A 16,304-nucleotide genomic window follows, 5' to 3' on the forward strand; every position below is an offset into this window, starting at 1 on the left:
ATCTTAACCAAGCGAGGATGTCCGGTGAGATACCGGGCATCCCTCATCAAACAGCGCTATCACGGGGACTGAGCCATGAGTGGTTCTGAGTCAACCAATGGATCAGGAAATCGATGGGCTGAGGGTTATGCGGACTTTGTCATCAAATTCCGCTGGCCGTTGATGCTGATTTTGTTGGTGGTCACCATCGTGGCCGCCCTGCAGATCAAACATCTTGATATGCGCAACGATCCGGATACCCTGCTTCCTCCAAGCAATCGCTACGTAGTGACCAACCTGTATGCCGAATACAATTTCGGTATGGGTAATCTGATGGTCTTTACCCTACGCATCAATGAGGGGGATGTGTATAAGGGGTGGTTCGTCAACAAGGTCCAGGAGATACACAATCGGCTGGTCTCCCTGGAGAAGGCGCGGGAATCCAATTTTATCGATATCGCGGCGAAGAAAATAAAGTATATGGGGGCGGATGAGAACGGCCTGGTGTTCAAGCGCCTGATACCGACGGAAGGGATCAGCAGTGATTCGGATATCGCGGAACAGCAGCTGGCGTTTCTCAAAGAGGGCATCGAGACAAACCCCGTAATCGGCCCGATGCTGGTCGGGTTTGAGGATGCCGAAGGGAATAAATGTGAATTTCAGGAGAAGGATGAGAAAGACTGTACTGCCAAGTCGCTCTATATCATCGGCGACTATACCGATGAGGTAAAAGAGATCTACCTGCCCTGGGTAAGGGAGGTCAGGGCGATGATGGATGAGTATGGTCAGGATGACCGTTTCGAATTGCTGGTGGCGGGTGAGCCCTACTTCCTGGCTTGGATGCTGGCGGACTTGGTCAACAAGTGGTGGTTGTTCGTCATCTCATTCGCCATCGTGATTGCCGCACTCTGGTTTGAGTTCCGCAACTGGCGCGGTTCCCTGTTTCCGATCATCGGTGTCAGTGCAACGATCGTGCTGACATTGGGATTGATGGGATTCTCCGCTTTCAAGTTGACCACCATGATGGTGCTGACGCCGATGCTGTTGCTGGCAATCGGTATCGGACACTCGGTCCAGGTGACCCGGCGCTTCATGCAGGAACAGGCTGAATCGGGGGATTGTGAATCGGCCGCCAGGGTTGCGATCTCCCATACCATTGTCCCGGCCACCCTTTCGATCGTAACCGATATGGTCGGCTTTGCGACCCTCGCTACAGTGGATATCTCATTCTACAAGGCATACGCCTACTTCGGCATGTTCGGCATGCTGACCTTGCTGTTTACCACCACCACCCTGATTCCGCTGCTGATGATGACCTTTCCCTGCAGCCGGACAGATATGGGCGGGGGTCATGAGCAATCGTGGGAAACCAAAGTGGGTGGGGTGATCACCGGTATGTTGAATGGTCCCGGCAAGGCGATCCCGATCCTCTTTGTGATCGTAATATTCGCCTGGTCTATCTACTATACCGAAATCGGCCGGGGTATTTCGGGTCTGATGGCCGGTGAGGCCGGCAGAGCCGATCCAGAGGTGGCCCGTATACAGGACGAGTTCGACATCATGCCGGGGGTTGAAAAGGGTATCAATTACTCCCGTGCCGCGTTCAAGGAGAAATCGATTACCATCCAGCATATCGAACGGTTGAATACGATCATGCCCGGAGTGATATCGGTATCGATCCCGGTGCGCGGCAAGGAACCCGTTGCCGAGCTATGCGTGGATACCTACTTTTCTGAAGATATCTACGATATCGAGGATCCTTTGGAGAAGGTGGCCGCCTGTGAAAAGGCGAAGGCTGATTTAGGCTGTTGGGATCCCGACCCATGCGGCGCCCAGGGTATCTTCAACCAGGCTGATGTGCTTGCCGACATCGAGGCGATGGAGGAGTGGATGCGCGCCCATCCGTTTATCGGTTTCACCGGCTCCTATGCGCAATATATCCGTTTGGTGAATATGCTGCTGACGGCGGAACCGGGTGAGCAACCGGAAATCGGCGATCTCTATATCCCCACTTCCAAGAAACTGCGTTCCATCGATCCCGACGATGACAGGGGTGGTGACGATATCGTGCAGCTCTACAATGGCCTGCTCGAAACCATGACCGAGGAGGGCGACATGGACTCCTTCGTCATGAAGAACTGGAATGAAGGAGTGGTGATGGGATTCATCAATACCATGGATCCGGTAGAGGCCCATGCGGTTACCATGGACATCCAACAATATATCGAGGAACACAAGAACGATCCCGGTTTCAGCAAAGTCAACTTCGGTCTGCGTTCCGGTCCGGTCGAAGACCTATCCGGTGACAGCAACGAGCTGTCTGTCGATGGCGTGGACTATGTCAGGCCCGGTGTGGGTGGCTTCCTTGGCGCCACCGAGGCCACCCGCGAGGTGGCGGTGGACAACTGGCTCACCGGGCCTCTGCTGACGGCGGCGGCTGTATTTCTCATCGCCGCATTGATATTCCGCTCCGTTGTTGTCCCGATAATCCTCATGGTGCTGCTGTTCATCACCTTGTTTGCCCAGTACGGTCTTGGCGGTTATATGACCAGTATCCAGAACTGGTCGGGCAATCTGGCCTTCCATCTCCAGGTGGCGCTGAGTATCGCCATGGGGCTTGGTATCGACTACGGCATCTATATGATGTCGAGGCTTAAAGAGGAGATGGTGGCAACCGCGGGGAATTGGCAGCAGTCATTGGTCAATACTTTGAATACCACCGGCTCGGCGGTGATCATTTCCGTGATCGTGCTTCTCGGTTGTTTCATACCCTTGCTGAATACCGATCTTGCCAATACCTGGGGCTTGGGAATCTATATCAGCCAGGCCTTGTTGATCGACGTGGTCACCGCCCTCACGATCCTGCCGATGTTGGTTGCATGGCTGAAACCCAGGTTTGTTTTCGGTAGATATAAAAACTAAAAAAGACCCACTGTGCTGAATCGCTGATTCAGTCCAGGCTACAGCCGGCGTTTAACGCCGGCTTTTTTATCGGCTTGATTGTATCAACCCTCTGAATGTTTAAGGAGTCGGCTGGAAATGCGCTGGCAGTATTTGTTGAAATCAAAATCCCTGTAGAATGAATGAAACTGATCGACCGGCATGGGCGGGGCGAAGAGGAAGCCCTGGATGATACTGCAGTGATCCTGTCTGTTTCTCAACATGTCCAGTTGCTGGTGGTTCTCAACCCCTTCGGCGACAACCTTCATGTTAAGACTCTTTGCCATCGCGATAATGGCCATAACCAGGGCCTCGTCCTCACGATTAACGTTCATATCGGCAATGAAGGCGCGATCGATTTTGAGTATATCCACGGGAAATCGCTTCAGATAGCTCAATGAAGAGTAACCGGTACCAAAGTCATCAACAGCGACGCTGATTCCCAACTCTTTGGCAAATGTGAGCCATTCCAGCGATTCTGCTGTATTTTCCATCATCAGGCTCTCGGTGATTTCAAATGTCATCAGGGCGGGAGGGGCGCCCGTCTCGATAACCGTATCCTTGATAAACGCTTTATCCACGGCGTGCCGATTGCGATAGGCGGATAGGTTGATCGAAATTGTCATATGGGCAAGGTCGGTGTTTCTCCATTCAGCCAGCTGCATGGCTGCATGGTGGATCACCCATTCGCTCAATGGACGGATCAGGCCTGTCTCTTCACAGATAGGAATAAATTTGTCAGGTGGAATACGCCCATGTTCGGGGTGGTTCCAGCGAATCAATGCTTCCGTACCAACAATCATGCAGCGTTGATAGTCCACCAGAGGTTGATAGAAGAGTTCGAACTGCTCCCCGTTGATTGCTTTGCGCAGGTCAGCCTCCAAACGGACATGTTGCTGTATTGCGGTATTCAGCTCTTCGCTGAAGAATCGATAGGTCTCTTTGCCGCTGTATTTCGCCTGGTACATGGCTAGATCAGCATTGCGCAGTAGAGTGTCAGCCTCGCGTCCGTCATCAGGGTATTCACAGATGCCGATGCTGGCGCCTATGTGTACCTCGCGTTCCATTATCATGAATGTTTTGCCGAGTGCAGTGATGATCTTCTGCGCCAAAACAGCAAGATCATCATCACGCTTGATGTTGTGCAGCAGCAGGCTGAACTCATCACCCGCATGACGGGCCAGTGTATCGGTTTCTCGAATGAGGTTGCTGATACGACCGGCGACGTGCTGCAATAAGAGATCTCCTGCATCGTGCCCTAGGCTGTCATTGACTGATTTGAAGCGGTCCAGGTCGATAAAGAAAAGTGCAAAACGCTCATGGTACCGGCTGCCGCGATTGATCGCCTGCTGCAGTCGCTCAAGAAAAAGCGTGCGATTCGGCAGGCCGGTCAATCCATCATAATAGGCATGCCTGTGAATCTGCTCCTCCGCTTCCTTCTCCTCAGTGATGTCGCGTGAGATGCCGGCGTAATTGGTGATATTCCCCTTGTCATCACGAATGGAGAAAATTGAGAGATCGAAAATCCGGTTTGCTCCACTTTTAATTCGGTTGGTTATCTCTCCTTCCCATCTGCCGGTATTGTCTATGGACTGCCACATCATGCGATAGAAGGAGTTGTCGGTCAGGTAAGAGCGTAGGAGGGACGGTTTTTTCCCGATTAATTCATCAGGCTGATAACCGGTCAGGCGCGTAAAAGCAGGGTTGACGCGTTGGATAATAACCTTGTTGTCGGTGACGAGGATACCTTCAGACGCGGTGTCGAATACCTCGCTTGCCAAAATCATCTCCTGATAGGCAATACGCTGCTCTGTCAAATCACGAAGCGATGCAGTGAAATGAAGTTCATTGCCGATGGAAAACTGGGACAAGGATATTTGAAGTGGAAACTCCTCCTTGTCAGCGCGTTTGGCGGTATACTCGTCAGTTTGAGCACTCTCTTCCGACGCTCTCGGTTGTGTCAGCTGTTGCATACTGGCTATAAGTCGAATGGTATCATGCGAAGAAGTCAAAAGATCTGATATGACGCATGACTGAAGCTTGTGTGAAGTGAGCCCGAACATCGACTCGGCACTGGGGTTTGCTTCGAGAATCCGACCCGTTGAATCTAGCATCATGATGCCTTCGGCAACCGATTCCAATAGGGACCGATTTCGCATTTCACTCTTAATGATGAGATTCTGCTGTCGAGCGGCCTGTGTTCTATGGCGAGCGATTACATAGAAAGTGATTAGTATAGTCAGAAACAAAGGTGTGCCCGATAACAGCAGTGGGTTTAAGATCCCGGCTTTGACAGATTCCAGCTCTGTCGACTCTATTTGTGAGATGACGGTCCATGGGTACCCGCTGCTATAGGTGACATTTTCATAGACGTGACGATTGCCCTGGGTGGTATTGAGTAGATAAGGTTGTGTCTTGAGCGAGGTCAACATACCGTGCTCTGTGATTTGTTGCAGATACTCTGCACTATTGATCTGAAACCATGCATTAGGTAGGTTCTTGGCCAGTGAAAGGTCATTGTCGAACATGAATCCCCAGCGCATGGAAGGATCATGATGATAGAGCCAGAATCCCTCGTCATTGAGCAGCGCGATATTGCCGAGGCGGTCTTTATATTGCGCGACAAACTCTTTCAGCATCGCTTCCGCCAGGTAGTTGATCACTAAAAAGCCGATTGGCTCATTCACACCGTTTAAAACCGGGGTCGTGAGTCTGATGGTCGGTTTGAAGGGTGTCTCGACCCTGCCATGCTCTTTATTCAGGTCGAGGGGCGAGATATAGATCTCCTTGGGGCTCAGGTTTCTCGCCTCGTAGAAATAGTAACGGTTCGATTTGTCTTGCAGCTCTCTGTGCGGTGTGGTTTTTGGCCCTTCTGAGCCACGGTTGACTCTGATTCTCTCCATTCCCCTGGTATCAAGAAAACGGATTTGATCATAGCGTTCCTTGATAGCAATCTGATTCCTGAAATTTTCCGCTATCGCGATCTCTGCTAGCTGATTGTCTTGCCCTGTTCTCCACCGTTTCAGCCCCTCGCTTTGGGTGAGAAGCAAAATATCAGTTATCGTCTCATGAAAAATATTGATGAGTGTCGATGATGCAAATCTGACGTTGTGTTCCTGCTGGAGCCTGAGTTGTCCGAATTGTGAATCTAACTGCCATAAGTAGATAAGGTAAATAACGAGGAACAGAACAACAGACCAAGGAACGGCCAGCCTGAAAAAAATTCTTGATGAAGTTTGTGCGGTCATGCAGTTACCCAGGAAGCAGATTCATCCCTGAGTTAGTTGCAGTAGAAGGCCTTGATGATGCATGTAGCTGTAGTATCGGCAAGTGCCCCATTTTTCTTTACATGAATGCGGCTGTATTAGGGGTAATTACCTTGATTTCAGATAGGTTTTTTAATCTTTCGGCATTGCTTGAGAACTAATTTCCTATATCCGCTTCAGTGAATTTCTCACAAGCCGCCAACAATATTGGTGTTATCTAGATGAGCTGCCGGTTCTCTTGTTTCCTCTCTCTTTATTGATGGTAATTCGGGGTTGAGTAATGAAAGGAAATCATATTGCGGAATATCGGGATGTCGATCCCGATACTGAACGCCCTGTACTTCTCTATAGCGATGAAGTGCATGAAATCTACTGGTTGGGAATTCCCGAGCATACTGCGTTTAGAAGCAATATCTATCTGATTAAGTCCGGTGAGGAAGCGATTATCGTTGATCCGGGCCATTAGGCATACTTTGAGAAAACCAGGGAACGTGTAGCCCAGGTGGTGGATCCTGCAATGGTCAGTGGTCTCATCATCTGTCACCAGGACCCAGATGTGGCGGCATCGATGCCGCAGTGGTTGGAAGTTAATCCGGAGATGGCAGTCTTGACCACGCCGCGAACGCAAGTCCTTCTGCCCTACTACGGAGTCGGTAAATATCACTGGCATGATGTGGTTGAAGAGCCTTCATACACTTTCAAAAGTGGAAAGAGAATCCATTTTACCGAGGCGCCCTATCTGCATTTTGCCGGCGCATTTACCAGTTTCGATGAATCGAGCGGATTCCTGTTTTCCGGTGATATATGGGCGGCCATTCAGCTTGAATGGCGCTTGATTGTCGATGATTTCGAAGCACATGAGTCGGTCCTGGATCTGTTTCATGTGGACTATATGGCTTCGAATATCGCTTGTCGCGGTTATATTGAAAAGATCCGCCAGTACCGGATAAACGCCATATTGCCGCAACACGGTTCGATTATTGATTCGAATAATGTTGACCATGCCTTGCACTATCTTGAGTATCTGGTGTGCGGCACTGACATCATTTATCCGTATTTGACAACTTAAATGGTCAGCTATACCGATAACAGAATCGAGGCTCTTGAACAGCAGCTCAAGTTGTTTAAGGAATCATCGCGACAAAGCGATTTAGTGCGCAAACGTTACCAGGATGCGCTCTCGATCCTTAAGCAGAAGGACTTGGAATTAAAGCAGAGTAAACAGTTGATCGAGAAGGATCTCGATATGTTGAAAGCAATGCAGCAGCAGTTGGTTGAAAAGGAAAAATTAGCGGCATTGGGGTCGCTCGTTGCCGGGGTGGCACATGAGGTAAATACCCCGATTGGTGTCGCTATGACTTCGATATCTGCCTGTAGTGAAGAGATCAGGCAGTTGAAAAAATCGTATCAGGCTGAAGAGCTTACCGAAAGTGAAATGGATGCGTTTTTTGAAACCGTTGACGAGTCGATGCGTCTGGCTAAGACGGGTCTCGATCAGGCGGCAAGGTTGATCAGCAGCTTCAAGATGATATCGGTTGATCAAAATATCGACGATATTCGGTTGATCGATGTGTGCGATTACCTACGGGATATCATCCGTACTTTTCAGAATCAATTGAAGAAAACGAAGATACAAGTAGAGCTGGATTGTCCACAACATATGATGGTAAAGACTTATCTTGGATCGCTGTCGCAAATTATGAATAACCTGCTTTCAAATGTTATCAATCACGCTTATGAGCCGGAGCAATCCGGTATCGTTCATATTCAAATCGAGCAAAAAGAGAATCGTCTGAACCTGTTGTTCGAGGACTATGGCAAGGGTATGGACGAGTCATTGAAAGAGAGTGTTTTTCAACCATTTATAACCACGGCGCGAAACAGGGGCGGTAGCGGTCTTGGACTCAATATTGTTTACAATTTAGTTGTACAGCGCTTTAGTGGCGAGATTGAGGTTCAGAGCAAACCGGGAGAAGGTAGCCGCTTTATAATTTCGTTAGTGGTGGAGACATTGGAATAGCAAGCGATGGCTAAATTGTTTTTTGCAAAAAAATCAAAAAAGAAGAGGCTTTCCGAAATAGGTTGGAAAATTCTCATTGTCGATGATGACAAGAGTGTACATCAGGTTACAGAACTTGCCTTGAAGCACTTTGATTACAAGGGTCGCAAACTCAGTTTCATCTCCGCTTATTCGGGCCAGGAAGCGATGGAAATTGCACGTAAGGAGCGTGATATTGCAATCGTGTTGCTCGATGTGGTGATGGAAACCGAGAATGCAGGTTTCGATGTGGTCGAGTACATCAGGAATATCCTTGGCAACAACCATATGCGGATCATCCTGCGAACCGGACAGCCCGGGTATGCACCTGAGCGATATGTGATCGACCACTATGATATCAACGATTATAAGGAGAAGACTGAACTTACACAGGAAAAGCTTTATACGGCTGTACGTATGGGACTGAAGTCATACGAGTTTATCAGTATATTGAATAGCCAGAAAAGATCGTTGGAGTATATCGTTCAGGCCGCACCAGCGATATTCAAAATCACTTCTCTGGAAGACTTTTTCCGTTCCATACTGAATGCCATTATCGACTTATTGGGTATATCCGAGGGTCACAGTAAAGTGGATTCACTATCTGGGTTCATTGCTTACCCGATAAAGGAGGATGGCGAGTACAAGATCTGCTATGGAATAAACAATCAGGGGAACTGGGAGGAAGATGAAGAAAAGATTGCTGTGATGCTGCACAGGCTCCATCCTCAGCTCGACAGTATTCAAGGTGTTTTCAACGTCGAAGAGGGGACGTTTGCCATACCGATAAAGGATAAGAATGAGATCGTGGCTGCTATTTTGCTGGAAAATCTAGGGTATATAAGTGAGCATGCCAAGCGTTTGCTGAACATTCTTTCTATGCAAGCGAGTTCTGCGTTCAAGAATATCGATCTGTTCGAGCTGATATCAAGAGAGCATCAAGAGACGATTAACCTCCTGGCTGTTGCTTCCGAATATAAGGACGAAAACACGGGAGAGCATATTAGGAGAATTGAATTGATAACCTGTATGCTTGCACAAGAGCTTGGTATGAACAAAGAAGATGCCGTACAGATGGGGCAGGCATCGACACTACACGATATAGGTAAGCTTTCGGTACCTGACAGTGTGCTGCAAAAACCAGGCAAGTTGACCCATGAAGAGTTCGATGCAATAAAGTTACATACAGTTAACGGCGAGAAAATACTTGCGGGCCATGGTCATTTCAAATTGGCCAGCGAAATCGCAAGAACACATCATGAACACTACGATGGATCAGGTTACCCAAACGGCCTTGCCGGGGATGAAATACCGCTAAGTGGTAGGATAACTGCATTGGCGGATGTTTATGATGCGCTTTCCAATGAAAGGCCTTATAAAGACGCCTGGCCCAATGAGGAGGTAATGGATCTCATACGAAGTGAACGGGGAAAGCACTTCGATCCCGATGTTGTAGACGCTTTTTTCCGGCTTGTGGAAAAAGAAGTATTATAAGTTGTATCTTGACCTAATATTGGAACAAGAAAGTGAAACGATCACTCATTTGTAAATATGGTAGTATTTTTGCCGCAATGTTCGTGCCGCCGGTTATGCTGCTTTTTGGCGTATCCGCCTGGCTTTTTACCACTGATATCGAAAATGCAGCAGTATTGACCAGGCAGTCGGAGATGCTGAGCCTGAATCAGAGCAAAAGCGTATTCGAGCAATTGCTGCAAGGTGCTATGCACGACCTCATGTATATAGCCGCTGTCGATGATCTTCGTCAGTTTGCAATTCCATCAGAGAGAGATCGGTACAGTGAGCTTTTAGAGCTTGATTTTAAATCAATGGTAGAGGAAAAAGGGCAATTCGACCAGATCCGATATCTCAATGCCGATGGAAAGGAGGTGGTAAGGGTCAACTATCGAAACGGAATGGGGGTCATCGTCCCTGATGCTGAATTGCAGGACAAAAGCGGGAGGTACTATTTTACGGAAACAATGAGCAAGGACCGTGATGAGGTCTTCGTATCTCCGCTTGATCTCAACGTGGAGCATGGCGAAATCGAGATGCCATTCAAGCCGATGATTCGTTTGGCGACGCCTGTCTTTGATGCTTCCGGTAACAAACGAGGCATGGTGATAATCAACTATCTTGCCGATAAGCTGATCGATTTGCTGGATCAGGGCTTATCGCCTTCTGGCAGCCAGATGTTGCTTAACGAAGAAGGGTATTGGCTGAAAGCAGAAATAAAGGCCGATGAGTGGGGCTTTATGTTTCAGGACAAGAAGGAAATTAAGATGTCAAACCGCTACGCCGATGCCTGGAAACAGATATCAAGTGGCGATTCGGGACAGTTCACTACAGCTGACGGTTTGTTCAGCTATGCAACAGTGGAACCGGAAAAGCTGCTCGATAAATTGGATCTAGGAAAGGAGGCAGGCAACAGCGTGGTTGCCGGTGCCATTCACTGGAAACTTGTACGTTTCATCACAGACGCCGAGCTCGATAGACCTGCCATTACATTAGGCAAGCGGTATATTGCGGTGAATGTCATTCTGGTTTTAATCTTGGGTGTCGTAGCTCTGCTATTGAGTCGTGCTAAGTTGTTCAAGATCGATGCACAACAACAGCTGCATGAAAAGGAAGAGAGAATTAGCGAGATCGTGAATAGTGCCTTTGACGCAATTATTACGATAAATGAACGCGGCGTCATCGAAACCTTCAATCCGGCTGCATGCGAAATGTTCGGTTACCATGTGGATGAGATAATTGGGGAAAAGGTCAACATGTTAATGACGTCCCCGGATCGTGAATACCATGACCTGCATATCCTGAACTATATCGATACCGGTGTTGGTAAGTTTGTGGGAAAGCCCGGTCGTGTAACAGGTGTAAAGAGTGATGGAACGCCGATACAGATAGAAATCTGCATCGGTGCAAAGCAGATAATGGATCACTGGTTATTCACGGCAATTTGTAGACAATATCAAGAAGAACAAAGACAAGTAGATACAGGTTCAAATTAAGCACTGGTTTTTATTATTGAGGAAAAATCTATCTACTTGATCAATATGCATCATTACCGGTGATCGACCTTTCCTTTGCTGGCGCGGGCCTTCCTTCTTTGATATAGCAACTTTCTCAGGCGCTCTTTGAGCGGGAGATGACTTGTCGGACAACTTGATGCCAAAGATTGAGGTGTCTTTGGTACCTCGTCCCAGGAATCGACGATCTGGCCGTCAGCCAGTTTGATCAGACGCCCAGCGGCTCTTTTTACGTCAGGATCGTGTGAGGAGATGAGGAATGTCGTGCCGAGTCTTTGGTTTAGTTCATGCATCAGGTTGATCAAGTGTCTGCCGGTCATGCTGTCAAGGTTCGCCGTTGGCTCATCGGCAAGTATCAGCTTGGGGCCGGAGGCAAGTGCACGGGCAACAGCGACACGTTGTTGCTGGCCGCCGGACAACTGGTCCGGCCGACGATACCCGAGATGACCAATCTCCACTTCATGCAACCAGTGATTAGCTATATCCAAACTCTCCTTCCTGCTCTTACCCTGTAATTGGCAGACGTAGGCGACGTTTTCACGGGCGGTAAATACACGAATGAGATTATAGGCCTGAAATACAAAGCCGATATTACGCAAGCGAAATTGTGTACGTAGATCCCTGTTCATGTTGAGAATATCATGCCCAAGAACCTCAACATTTCCGTTGTCCACGGATTCCAATGCACCGATGATGTTTAGTAGTGTACTCTTACCGGATCCGGACCGTCCTGCTACCACTGCAAACTCACCGGGCTTGATATCGAGATTGATGCCGTGGAGTGCCGGAAAGGGCATGGTGCCGACCCAATAGCACTTATGCAGTTCACGGATACTGATGATCGGTTTGACCATAAGTTATATCAAGCCTTGTATCAGATGTATTGGCAGGTGGTAAAGCTGTCTCCCACTGGGGAGGCATGAGAAAGGCCGTCCGCTTGAATTTCGGTATGTGGTTGTATCTAACAGCATAAGTTGTGTGTCGTAATATCAAGGTTTATTGAATGCGCAGTGCCTGGCTTAGAGATAAGTGGGTGGCTCTCCATGCCGGGTAGATGCCTGCCAGCAGTGCCGCAATAAGTGTGGCGCCGAGAATTTTTACTGCAGATCCCAGAGTCAATTGTGGATGTATGATCGGGTCCATATAAAAAAACTCGAATGCATTCGCGAAATGTGTCAGATTTATCCCTCTGTCAGCTACTGCGTAGACGATCGAGCTTCCCGCCATATAACCTAGAATCGCTCCAATGAATATCAGCATGACGGCTTCCAATAACAGCATAGAGAAGACTTGTGATCTCTTGGTTCCGATGGCAACGATGACACCCAATTCCTTTTGTCTCTCATGCAGGGATATCAGCATGGTATTCAGGATCTCAATCAGTACCAGGATGATGACCACCAGAAGAACTACAAAACCGTAGGCATCACTGAACTCGAGCCACTGCTTAACCATAGGGTCCAGTTCCAGCCATTGCATGATTTCATATTTCCTTTCAGAAAGCTGTTGTGCAAACAGGCGATAAAGGGTGCCGGTATTGTCATGATTATCTGCACGGATGACGATATCTGTGACAGAATCCTCCATCTGCAGCCATTGTTGCGCACTGTTCAGGGTGATCAGGGCCAGGCTTCTGTCTATTTGTGGTGCACCTGTTTCGAGAATACCGCGGAGAAAAAAGACCTCTGAGGTCATTTCGCCGTTCAAGCGTTGAACCATCAAGATGACCCTGTCGCCGAGTTCCGCACCCAGATTCTGTGCCACAGTATGGCCGAGTACCAGATCGTGGCTCATCCCCGGTCTCAGCCAAACGCCTTCAGTGACACGTTGATCCATGGAAGTGACCCATGTTTCCTGCTCCGGGTCGGTTGCCATGATCTGTAGACCTGCACTGCTGCCTCCCGCGGAAGCCAGACCTGAGGTGCGGATGCGTTGTGTCCAACCCACGATTTCCGGGTATCCCTGCATCAATCTTGAAATCTCTTCAGGTTCCAGAATCCGGTCATTGAGATTTTGCGATGCTTCAAAGCCCTTGGCATGAATCTGCAGGTGTCCGGTATAGCTGAGGATGAAATTAGTCTTCATCTGGCTCAACCAGCCGTCGTTCAAGGCGCTGAGGAGGGTCAATGTAGCAATGCCGAAGCTCATCGTCAGCAAAGTGATCAGGGTGCGGCGTCGGTTACGCAGAAGATTGCGTGATGCCAGTTGTAAATAGGTGAGCAGACTGAGGCGGTATGATTCAGCCATTTCTTATCGCCTCGACTGGTTGCAGCAAGCTGGCACGCCAGGCGGGATAAATCCCCGCAATCAACGATGCGATAAAAATAACGCCACTTGTAATACCCAGGTGGTCGAGTTTGAGATGGGGGTGGATCAGCGGATCAACATAGAAGCGAGACGTGGAGCCGAGCAGGATCGAAAGATCGATACCATAGAGGCCGGTGAAAAATACGCTGGCATATCCCAGAATAATGCCGAATATTATGCCTGCAATGCCTATCACCGCCGCTTCAATCAGTAGCATCCCGGCGATCTGATAACCTGTAGTGCCGATCGCCATCAAAACGCCGAACTCCCTGGTCCTTTCCAGCATGGAAATCAGCATGGTATTCAGTTCGCCAGCCAGAACGATGAACAACACCACGCCGAGAAAAAGATAGAGAAAACCATTATGCAGAGTCACCCATTCTTTCATAACGGGAAACATCGTGTACCAGGGCATAACCTCCAATGATTCGTCTTGCAGAGAGTGCTCGAGTTCTGAAACCAGGGAAGGAATATTTCTCTCATCACTGCTGATAACAAAAGTGGTTACCCGGTCGTTTAAATCCATCATCTCCTGAAGAGTTGCAAGACTGGTGATCGCCATGCCTTTATCCAATCCCATTTCACCACTGGTGATGATGCCGATCAAAGTGAAAGACTCCGCAACCATGGCGCCGTAGCGATCATAGCCGATAATAATTACTTCATCGCCAAGTCTGATCTGTAGGTTGTTGGCCGTGGTGGCGCCCAGAATCAGCGCATATTCATCTTCCGGCGCCAGGAAGCGGCCTATGCCTATCCGTTTGGCGAGTTCGGTAACCCGTCCCTCACGGACAGGATCCATGCCGATAAGCATCACCCCCTGGGTGGTGAAATCGGATGCAGCCAGAGCAAAACTTTCAAGACGCGTGCTGTAATCAGATATACCGGCCTGATGCAGTGAATCGACTACCCTGGATGGATTGGTGATGGACTTTGACAGTTCGGGATGCTGAAAAAAACCATCGCGATGGATCTGTATGGAGCCGATGATGGCCTTCTGAAAATTCCCCAGCATATTGCGATGCAGGCCCTCGTTGAATCCCCAGAGAAAGATCAGCGAGGCGAGGCCTACTGCAATTGCCCCGATGGTCAAGAGCGTTCGTCGTCTGTGTGTGAGCAGATTTCTCAGCGCCACAGTCAGGATGGTGTGGGCGACTGTTGTGGTCGACAGGCTCATCAGCTCCCCAGGAAAAAAATAAAAGAGATCCCTGCGCTCAAGGATATAGCACAATAGGCACCGCTTTCGAAGCGGTGTTGCGCTATTTTCTCTTGGCCGGGTTAAAGATATCGTCCGCCAGCGGGACATTGAATTGGATCGATTTCAATGTGATGACGGTGCTTTTGCCGGGTTGATCTTGGGGTACCATGGTCCAGCGGGTTGGGATGAGTCGGCCGTCCATAATCCTGACCTGGTCAAAAATCATCCGTCGGTTTGCCATTTTCTCGCATTGATATTCCATCTCCAACGGAATGCCATTGGCGTGGATGCGCTGGATCAGCCGTTTCCAGGTCACAGTGGCTGTGGGAGATGGGGTTGATTCGATTGTCACAATAGCCTGTTCACCCACCCCTTCACGGGCAAGGATACGGTGACTGTATTGATCGACCAGCGAATCTGTCTCCAGCAAGTCCTGATTAAGGAAATCGGAACCCATCCAGTGGTCTTGCATCATTGCCGGTGAAATATTGATCTGTCTGCGAAGCTTAGGCAGATACATGGAGAGGATATTGTTGACCTTGAGGTAGACAGTACCCTTTGTTTTGCGCGGGGAGAGGATCTCCATGCGGAAGCGGTTGTTGTCGATGTCATCGTGACTGCGGAATGACATCGTGCGTTGCCAGTCAGGCCGAATAATATCAACCTGATACTCAGCGACGGTGCCGCTGGAGCGCATCAATGTTTCGGTCTTTCTCAGCAGATCGACTGCCTCCTGTTCGGTCTCACCGGCCAGGCTCCCGCTGCTGCAGATGATCAGGATCCACAAAGCCTGAATTAATCCTTTCATGAAAAAACGCACACCCGAAGTTGGTTATATATGTTAGATTATAAGCAATTTTTAATATAATGCCAGTCCGACATTTTTCCATGATAGATGGGGCGCCGCTCTGCCCGGGTATCTGTCGCAATTATTCCGCTGCGGCAGGAGCGATTGCTAGCGGCTGCCGTGCAGGCGATTCATGACTTTGCTCAATTCACCTTTTACGACTTCATCGAGACATTCGATGGCATCATCGATGGCGCCGTCGATCGCTTCACGGTCACTTTTGGAGGGGCGTCCCAAGACATAGTTGACCACAATGTTTCGGTCATTGGGATGGTCGATACCGATGCGCAGGCGATGAAAATCCCTGCTGCCAAGGGCGCTCATGATGTCCCTTAACCCATTGTGACCTGCATGTCCGCCGCCTGTTTTGAGGCGTACCTGACCTGGTTCCAGGTCAAGTTCATCGTGTACCACAAGTATGTCGTTGGGAGAAATGCGGAAATAGTTGGCCAGACTGGAAACCGCCTGACCGCTTCGGTTCATATAGGTAATGGGTTTTAAGAGGCGTACCTCATTACCGGCGATATTCAGCTTGCACACCAGTGCGTGGTGGCGCGACTCATTGCGAAAGGGTTGTTTGTGTTGCCGGGCCAGCCTATCCACAAACCAGTAACCTGCATTGTGGCGGGTTTCCTCATGGTCCGCTCCGGGGTTCCCCAGGCCGACGATAAGTTTAATGGGGTGGTGTACCACTATACTATTC

Annotated in this window: 11 protein-coding genes and 1 pseudogene; 6 read left to right on the top strand and 6 right to left on the bottom strand. The window is 49.2% G+C overall.

Translation table 11 applies throughout. From position 1 onward, the window contains the following. The first annotated feature begins 75 nt into the window (after positions 1 to 75). Positions 76 to 2,901: an efflux RND transporter permease subunit gene (locus CODIS_RS06215; protein ID WP_069122375.1), complete on the top strand. Its 2,826-nt coding sequence runs from the start codon at positions 76 to 78 to the stop codon at positions 2,899 to 2,901. A gap of 83 nt (positions 2,902 to 2,984) precedes the next feature. Here the strand turns inward: CODIS_RS06215 and CODIS_RS06220 are convergent, their stop codons facing one another. Next, on the bottom strand, positions 2,985 to 6,167 hold the full coding sequence (locus CODIS_RS06220; protein WP_083220586.1) for a sensor domain-containing protein: 3,183 nt from the start codon (positions 6,165 to 6,167) through the stop codon (positions 2,985 to 2,987). A gap of 298 nt (positions 6,168 to 6,465) precedes the next feature. Here CODIS_RS06220 and CODIS_RS21325 point away from each other — a divergent pair, with 298 nt between their 5' ends. The 5 genes and pseudogenes from CODIS_RS21325 to CODIS_RS06240 all read left to right on the top strand — a co-directional run bounded on the left by CODIS_RS21325 (position 6,466) and on the right by CODIS_RS06240 (position 11,231). Continuing rightward, positions 6,466 to 6,651 (top strand): hypothetical protein, encoded by a 186-nt coding sequence (locus tag CODIS_RS21325; RefSeq protein ID WP_235615145.1) that lies wholly within the window; start codon positions 6,466 to 6,468, stop codon positions 6,649 to 6,651. A gap of 15 nt (positions 6,652 to 6,666) precedes the next feature. Beyond that, positions 6,667 to 7,254: pseudogene (locus CODIS_RS06225) on the top strand (oxygen-binding di-iron domain-containing protein); the annotation flags it as partial. 156 nt (positions 7,255 to 7,410) lie between these two features. Next, positions 7,411 to 8,205 (top strand): sensor histidine kinase, encoded by a 795-nt coding sequence (locus tag CODIS_RS06230; RefSeq protein ID WP_162420150.1) that lies wholly within the window; start codon positions 7,411 to 7,413, stop codon positions 8,203 to 8,205. Positions 8,206 to 8,211: 6 nt separating this feature from the next. Then, a complete protein-coding gene (locus tag CODIS_RS06235; protein ID WP_069122381.1) occupies positions 8,212 to 9,717 on the top strand; it encodes an HD domain-containing phosphohydrolase in 1,506 nt (501 codons plus the stop codon). Between the two features lie 32 nt (positions 9,718 to 9,749). Next, a complete protein-coding gene (locus CODIS_RS06240; protein ID WP_154723033.1) occupies positions 9,750 to 11,231 on the top strand; it encodes a PAS domain S-box protein in 1,482 nt (493 codons plus the stop codon). Positions 11,232 to 11,284: 53 nt separating this feature from the next. Here CODIS_RS06240 and CODIS_RS06245 read toward each other — a convergent pair whose 3' ends face one another. The 5 genes from CODIS_RS06245 to pth form a co-directional block, all read right to left on the bottom strand. Further along, complete coding sequence (locus CODIS_RS06245) at positions 11,285 to 12,103, bottom strand: ABC transporter ATP-binding protein (RefSeq protein WP_069122386.1); 819 nt, start codon at positions 12,101 to 12,103, stop codon at positions 11,285 to 11,287. A gap of 142 nt (positions 12,104 to 12,245) precedes the next feature. Next, positions 12,246 to 13,496 (bottom strand): FtsX-like permease family protein, encoded by a 1,251-nt coding sequence (locus tag CODIS_RS06250; protein WP_069122388.1) that lies wholly within the window; start codon positions 13,494 to 13,496, stop codon positions 12,246 to 12,248. Next, entirely contained in the window at positions 13,489 to 14,733 is a 1,245-nt protein-coding gene (locus CODIS_RS06255; protein ID WP_069122930.1) for an ABC transporter permease, read from the bottom strand. The genes CODIS_RS06250 and CODIS_RS06255 overlap by 8 nt, the downstream gene beginning before the upstream one ends. An 82-nt stretch (positions 14,734 to 14,815) precedes the next feature. Next, on the bottom strand, positions 14,816 to 15,562 hold the full coding sequence (locus CODIS_RS06260) for an outer membrane lipoprotein-sorting protein (RefSeq protein WP_069122391.1): 747 nt from the start codon (positions 15,560 to 15,562) through the stop codon (positions 14,816 to 14,818). A gap of 147 nt (positions 15,563 to 15,709) precedes the next feature. Beyond that, the gene (gene pth / locus CODIS_RS06265; protein WP_069122394.1) at positions 15,710 to 16,294 is read right to left on the bottom strand and encodes an aminoacyl-tRNA hydrolase; all 585 of its coding nucleotides are present in this window, start codon (positions 16,292 to 16,294) and stop codon (positions 15,710 to 15,712) included. Positions 16,295 to 16,304: the final 10 nt, after the last annotated feature.

The sequence above is a fragment of the Candidatus Thiodiazotropha endolucinida genome (assembly GCF_001715975.1).
In the GTDB taxonomy this organism is placed as follows: Bacteria; Pseudomonadota; Gammaproteobacteria; order Chromatiales; family Chromatiaceae; genus Thiodiazotropha; species Thiodiazotropha endolucinida.

Excerpts from the sequence above, each read along its gene's own strand:
- CODIS_RS06215 (WP_069122375.1), top strand. The coding sequence starts at position 76 with ATGAGTGGTTCTGAGTCAACCAATGGATCAGGAAATCGATGGGCTGAG.
- CODIS_RS21325 (WP_235615145.1), top strand. The coding sequence starts at position 6,466 with ATGAAAGGAAATCATATTGCGGAATATCGGGATGTCGATCCCGATACT.
- CODIS_RS06220 (WP_083220586.1), bottom strand. The coding sequence starts at position 6,167 with ATGACCGCACAAACTTCATCAAGAATTTTTTTCAGGCTGGCCGTTCCT.
- CODIS_RS06250 (WP_069122388.1), bottom strand. The coding sequence starts at position 13,496 with ATGGCTGAATCATACCGCCTCAGTCTGCTCACCTATTTACAACTGGCA.
- CODIS_RS06260 (WP_069122391.1), bottom strand. The coding sequence starts at position 15,562 with ATGAAAGGATTAATTCAGGCTTTGTGGATCCTGATCATCTGCAGCAGC.
- CODIS_RS06245 (WP_069122386.1), bottom strand. The coding sequence starts at position 12,103 with ATGGTCAAACCGATCATCAGTATCCGTGAACTGCATAAGTGCTATTGG.
- CODIS_RS06235 (WP_069122381.1), top strand. The coding sequence starts at position 8,212 with ATGGCTAAATTGTTTTTTGCAAAAAAATCAAAAAAGAAGAGGCTTTCC.
- CODIS_RS06255 (WP_069122930.1), bottom strand. The coding sequence starts at position 14,733 with ATGAGCCTGTCGACCACAACAGTCGCCCACACCATCCTGACTGTGGCG.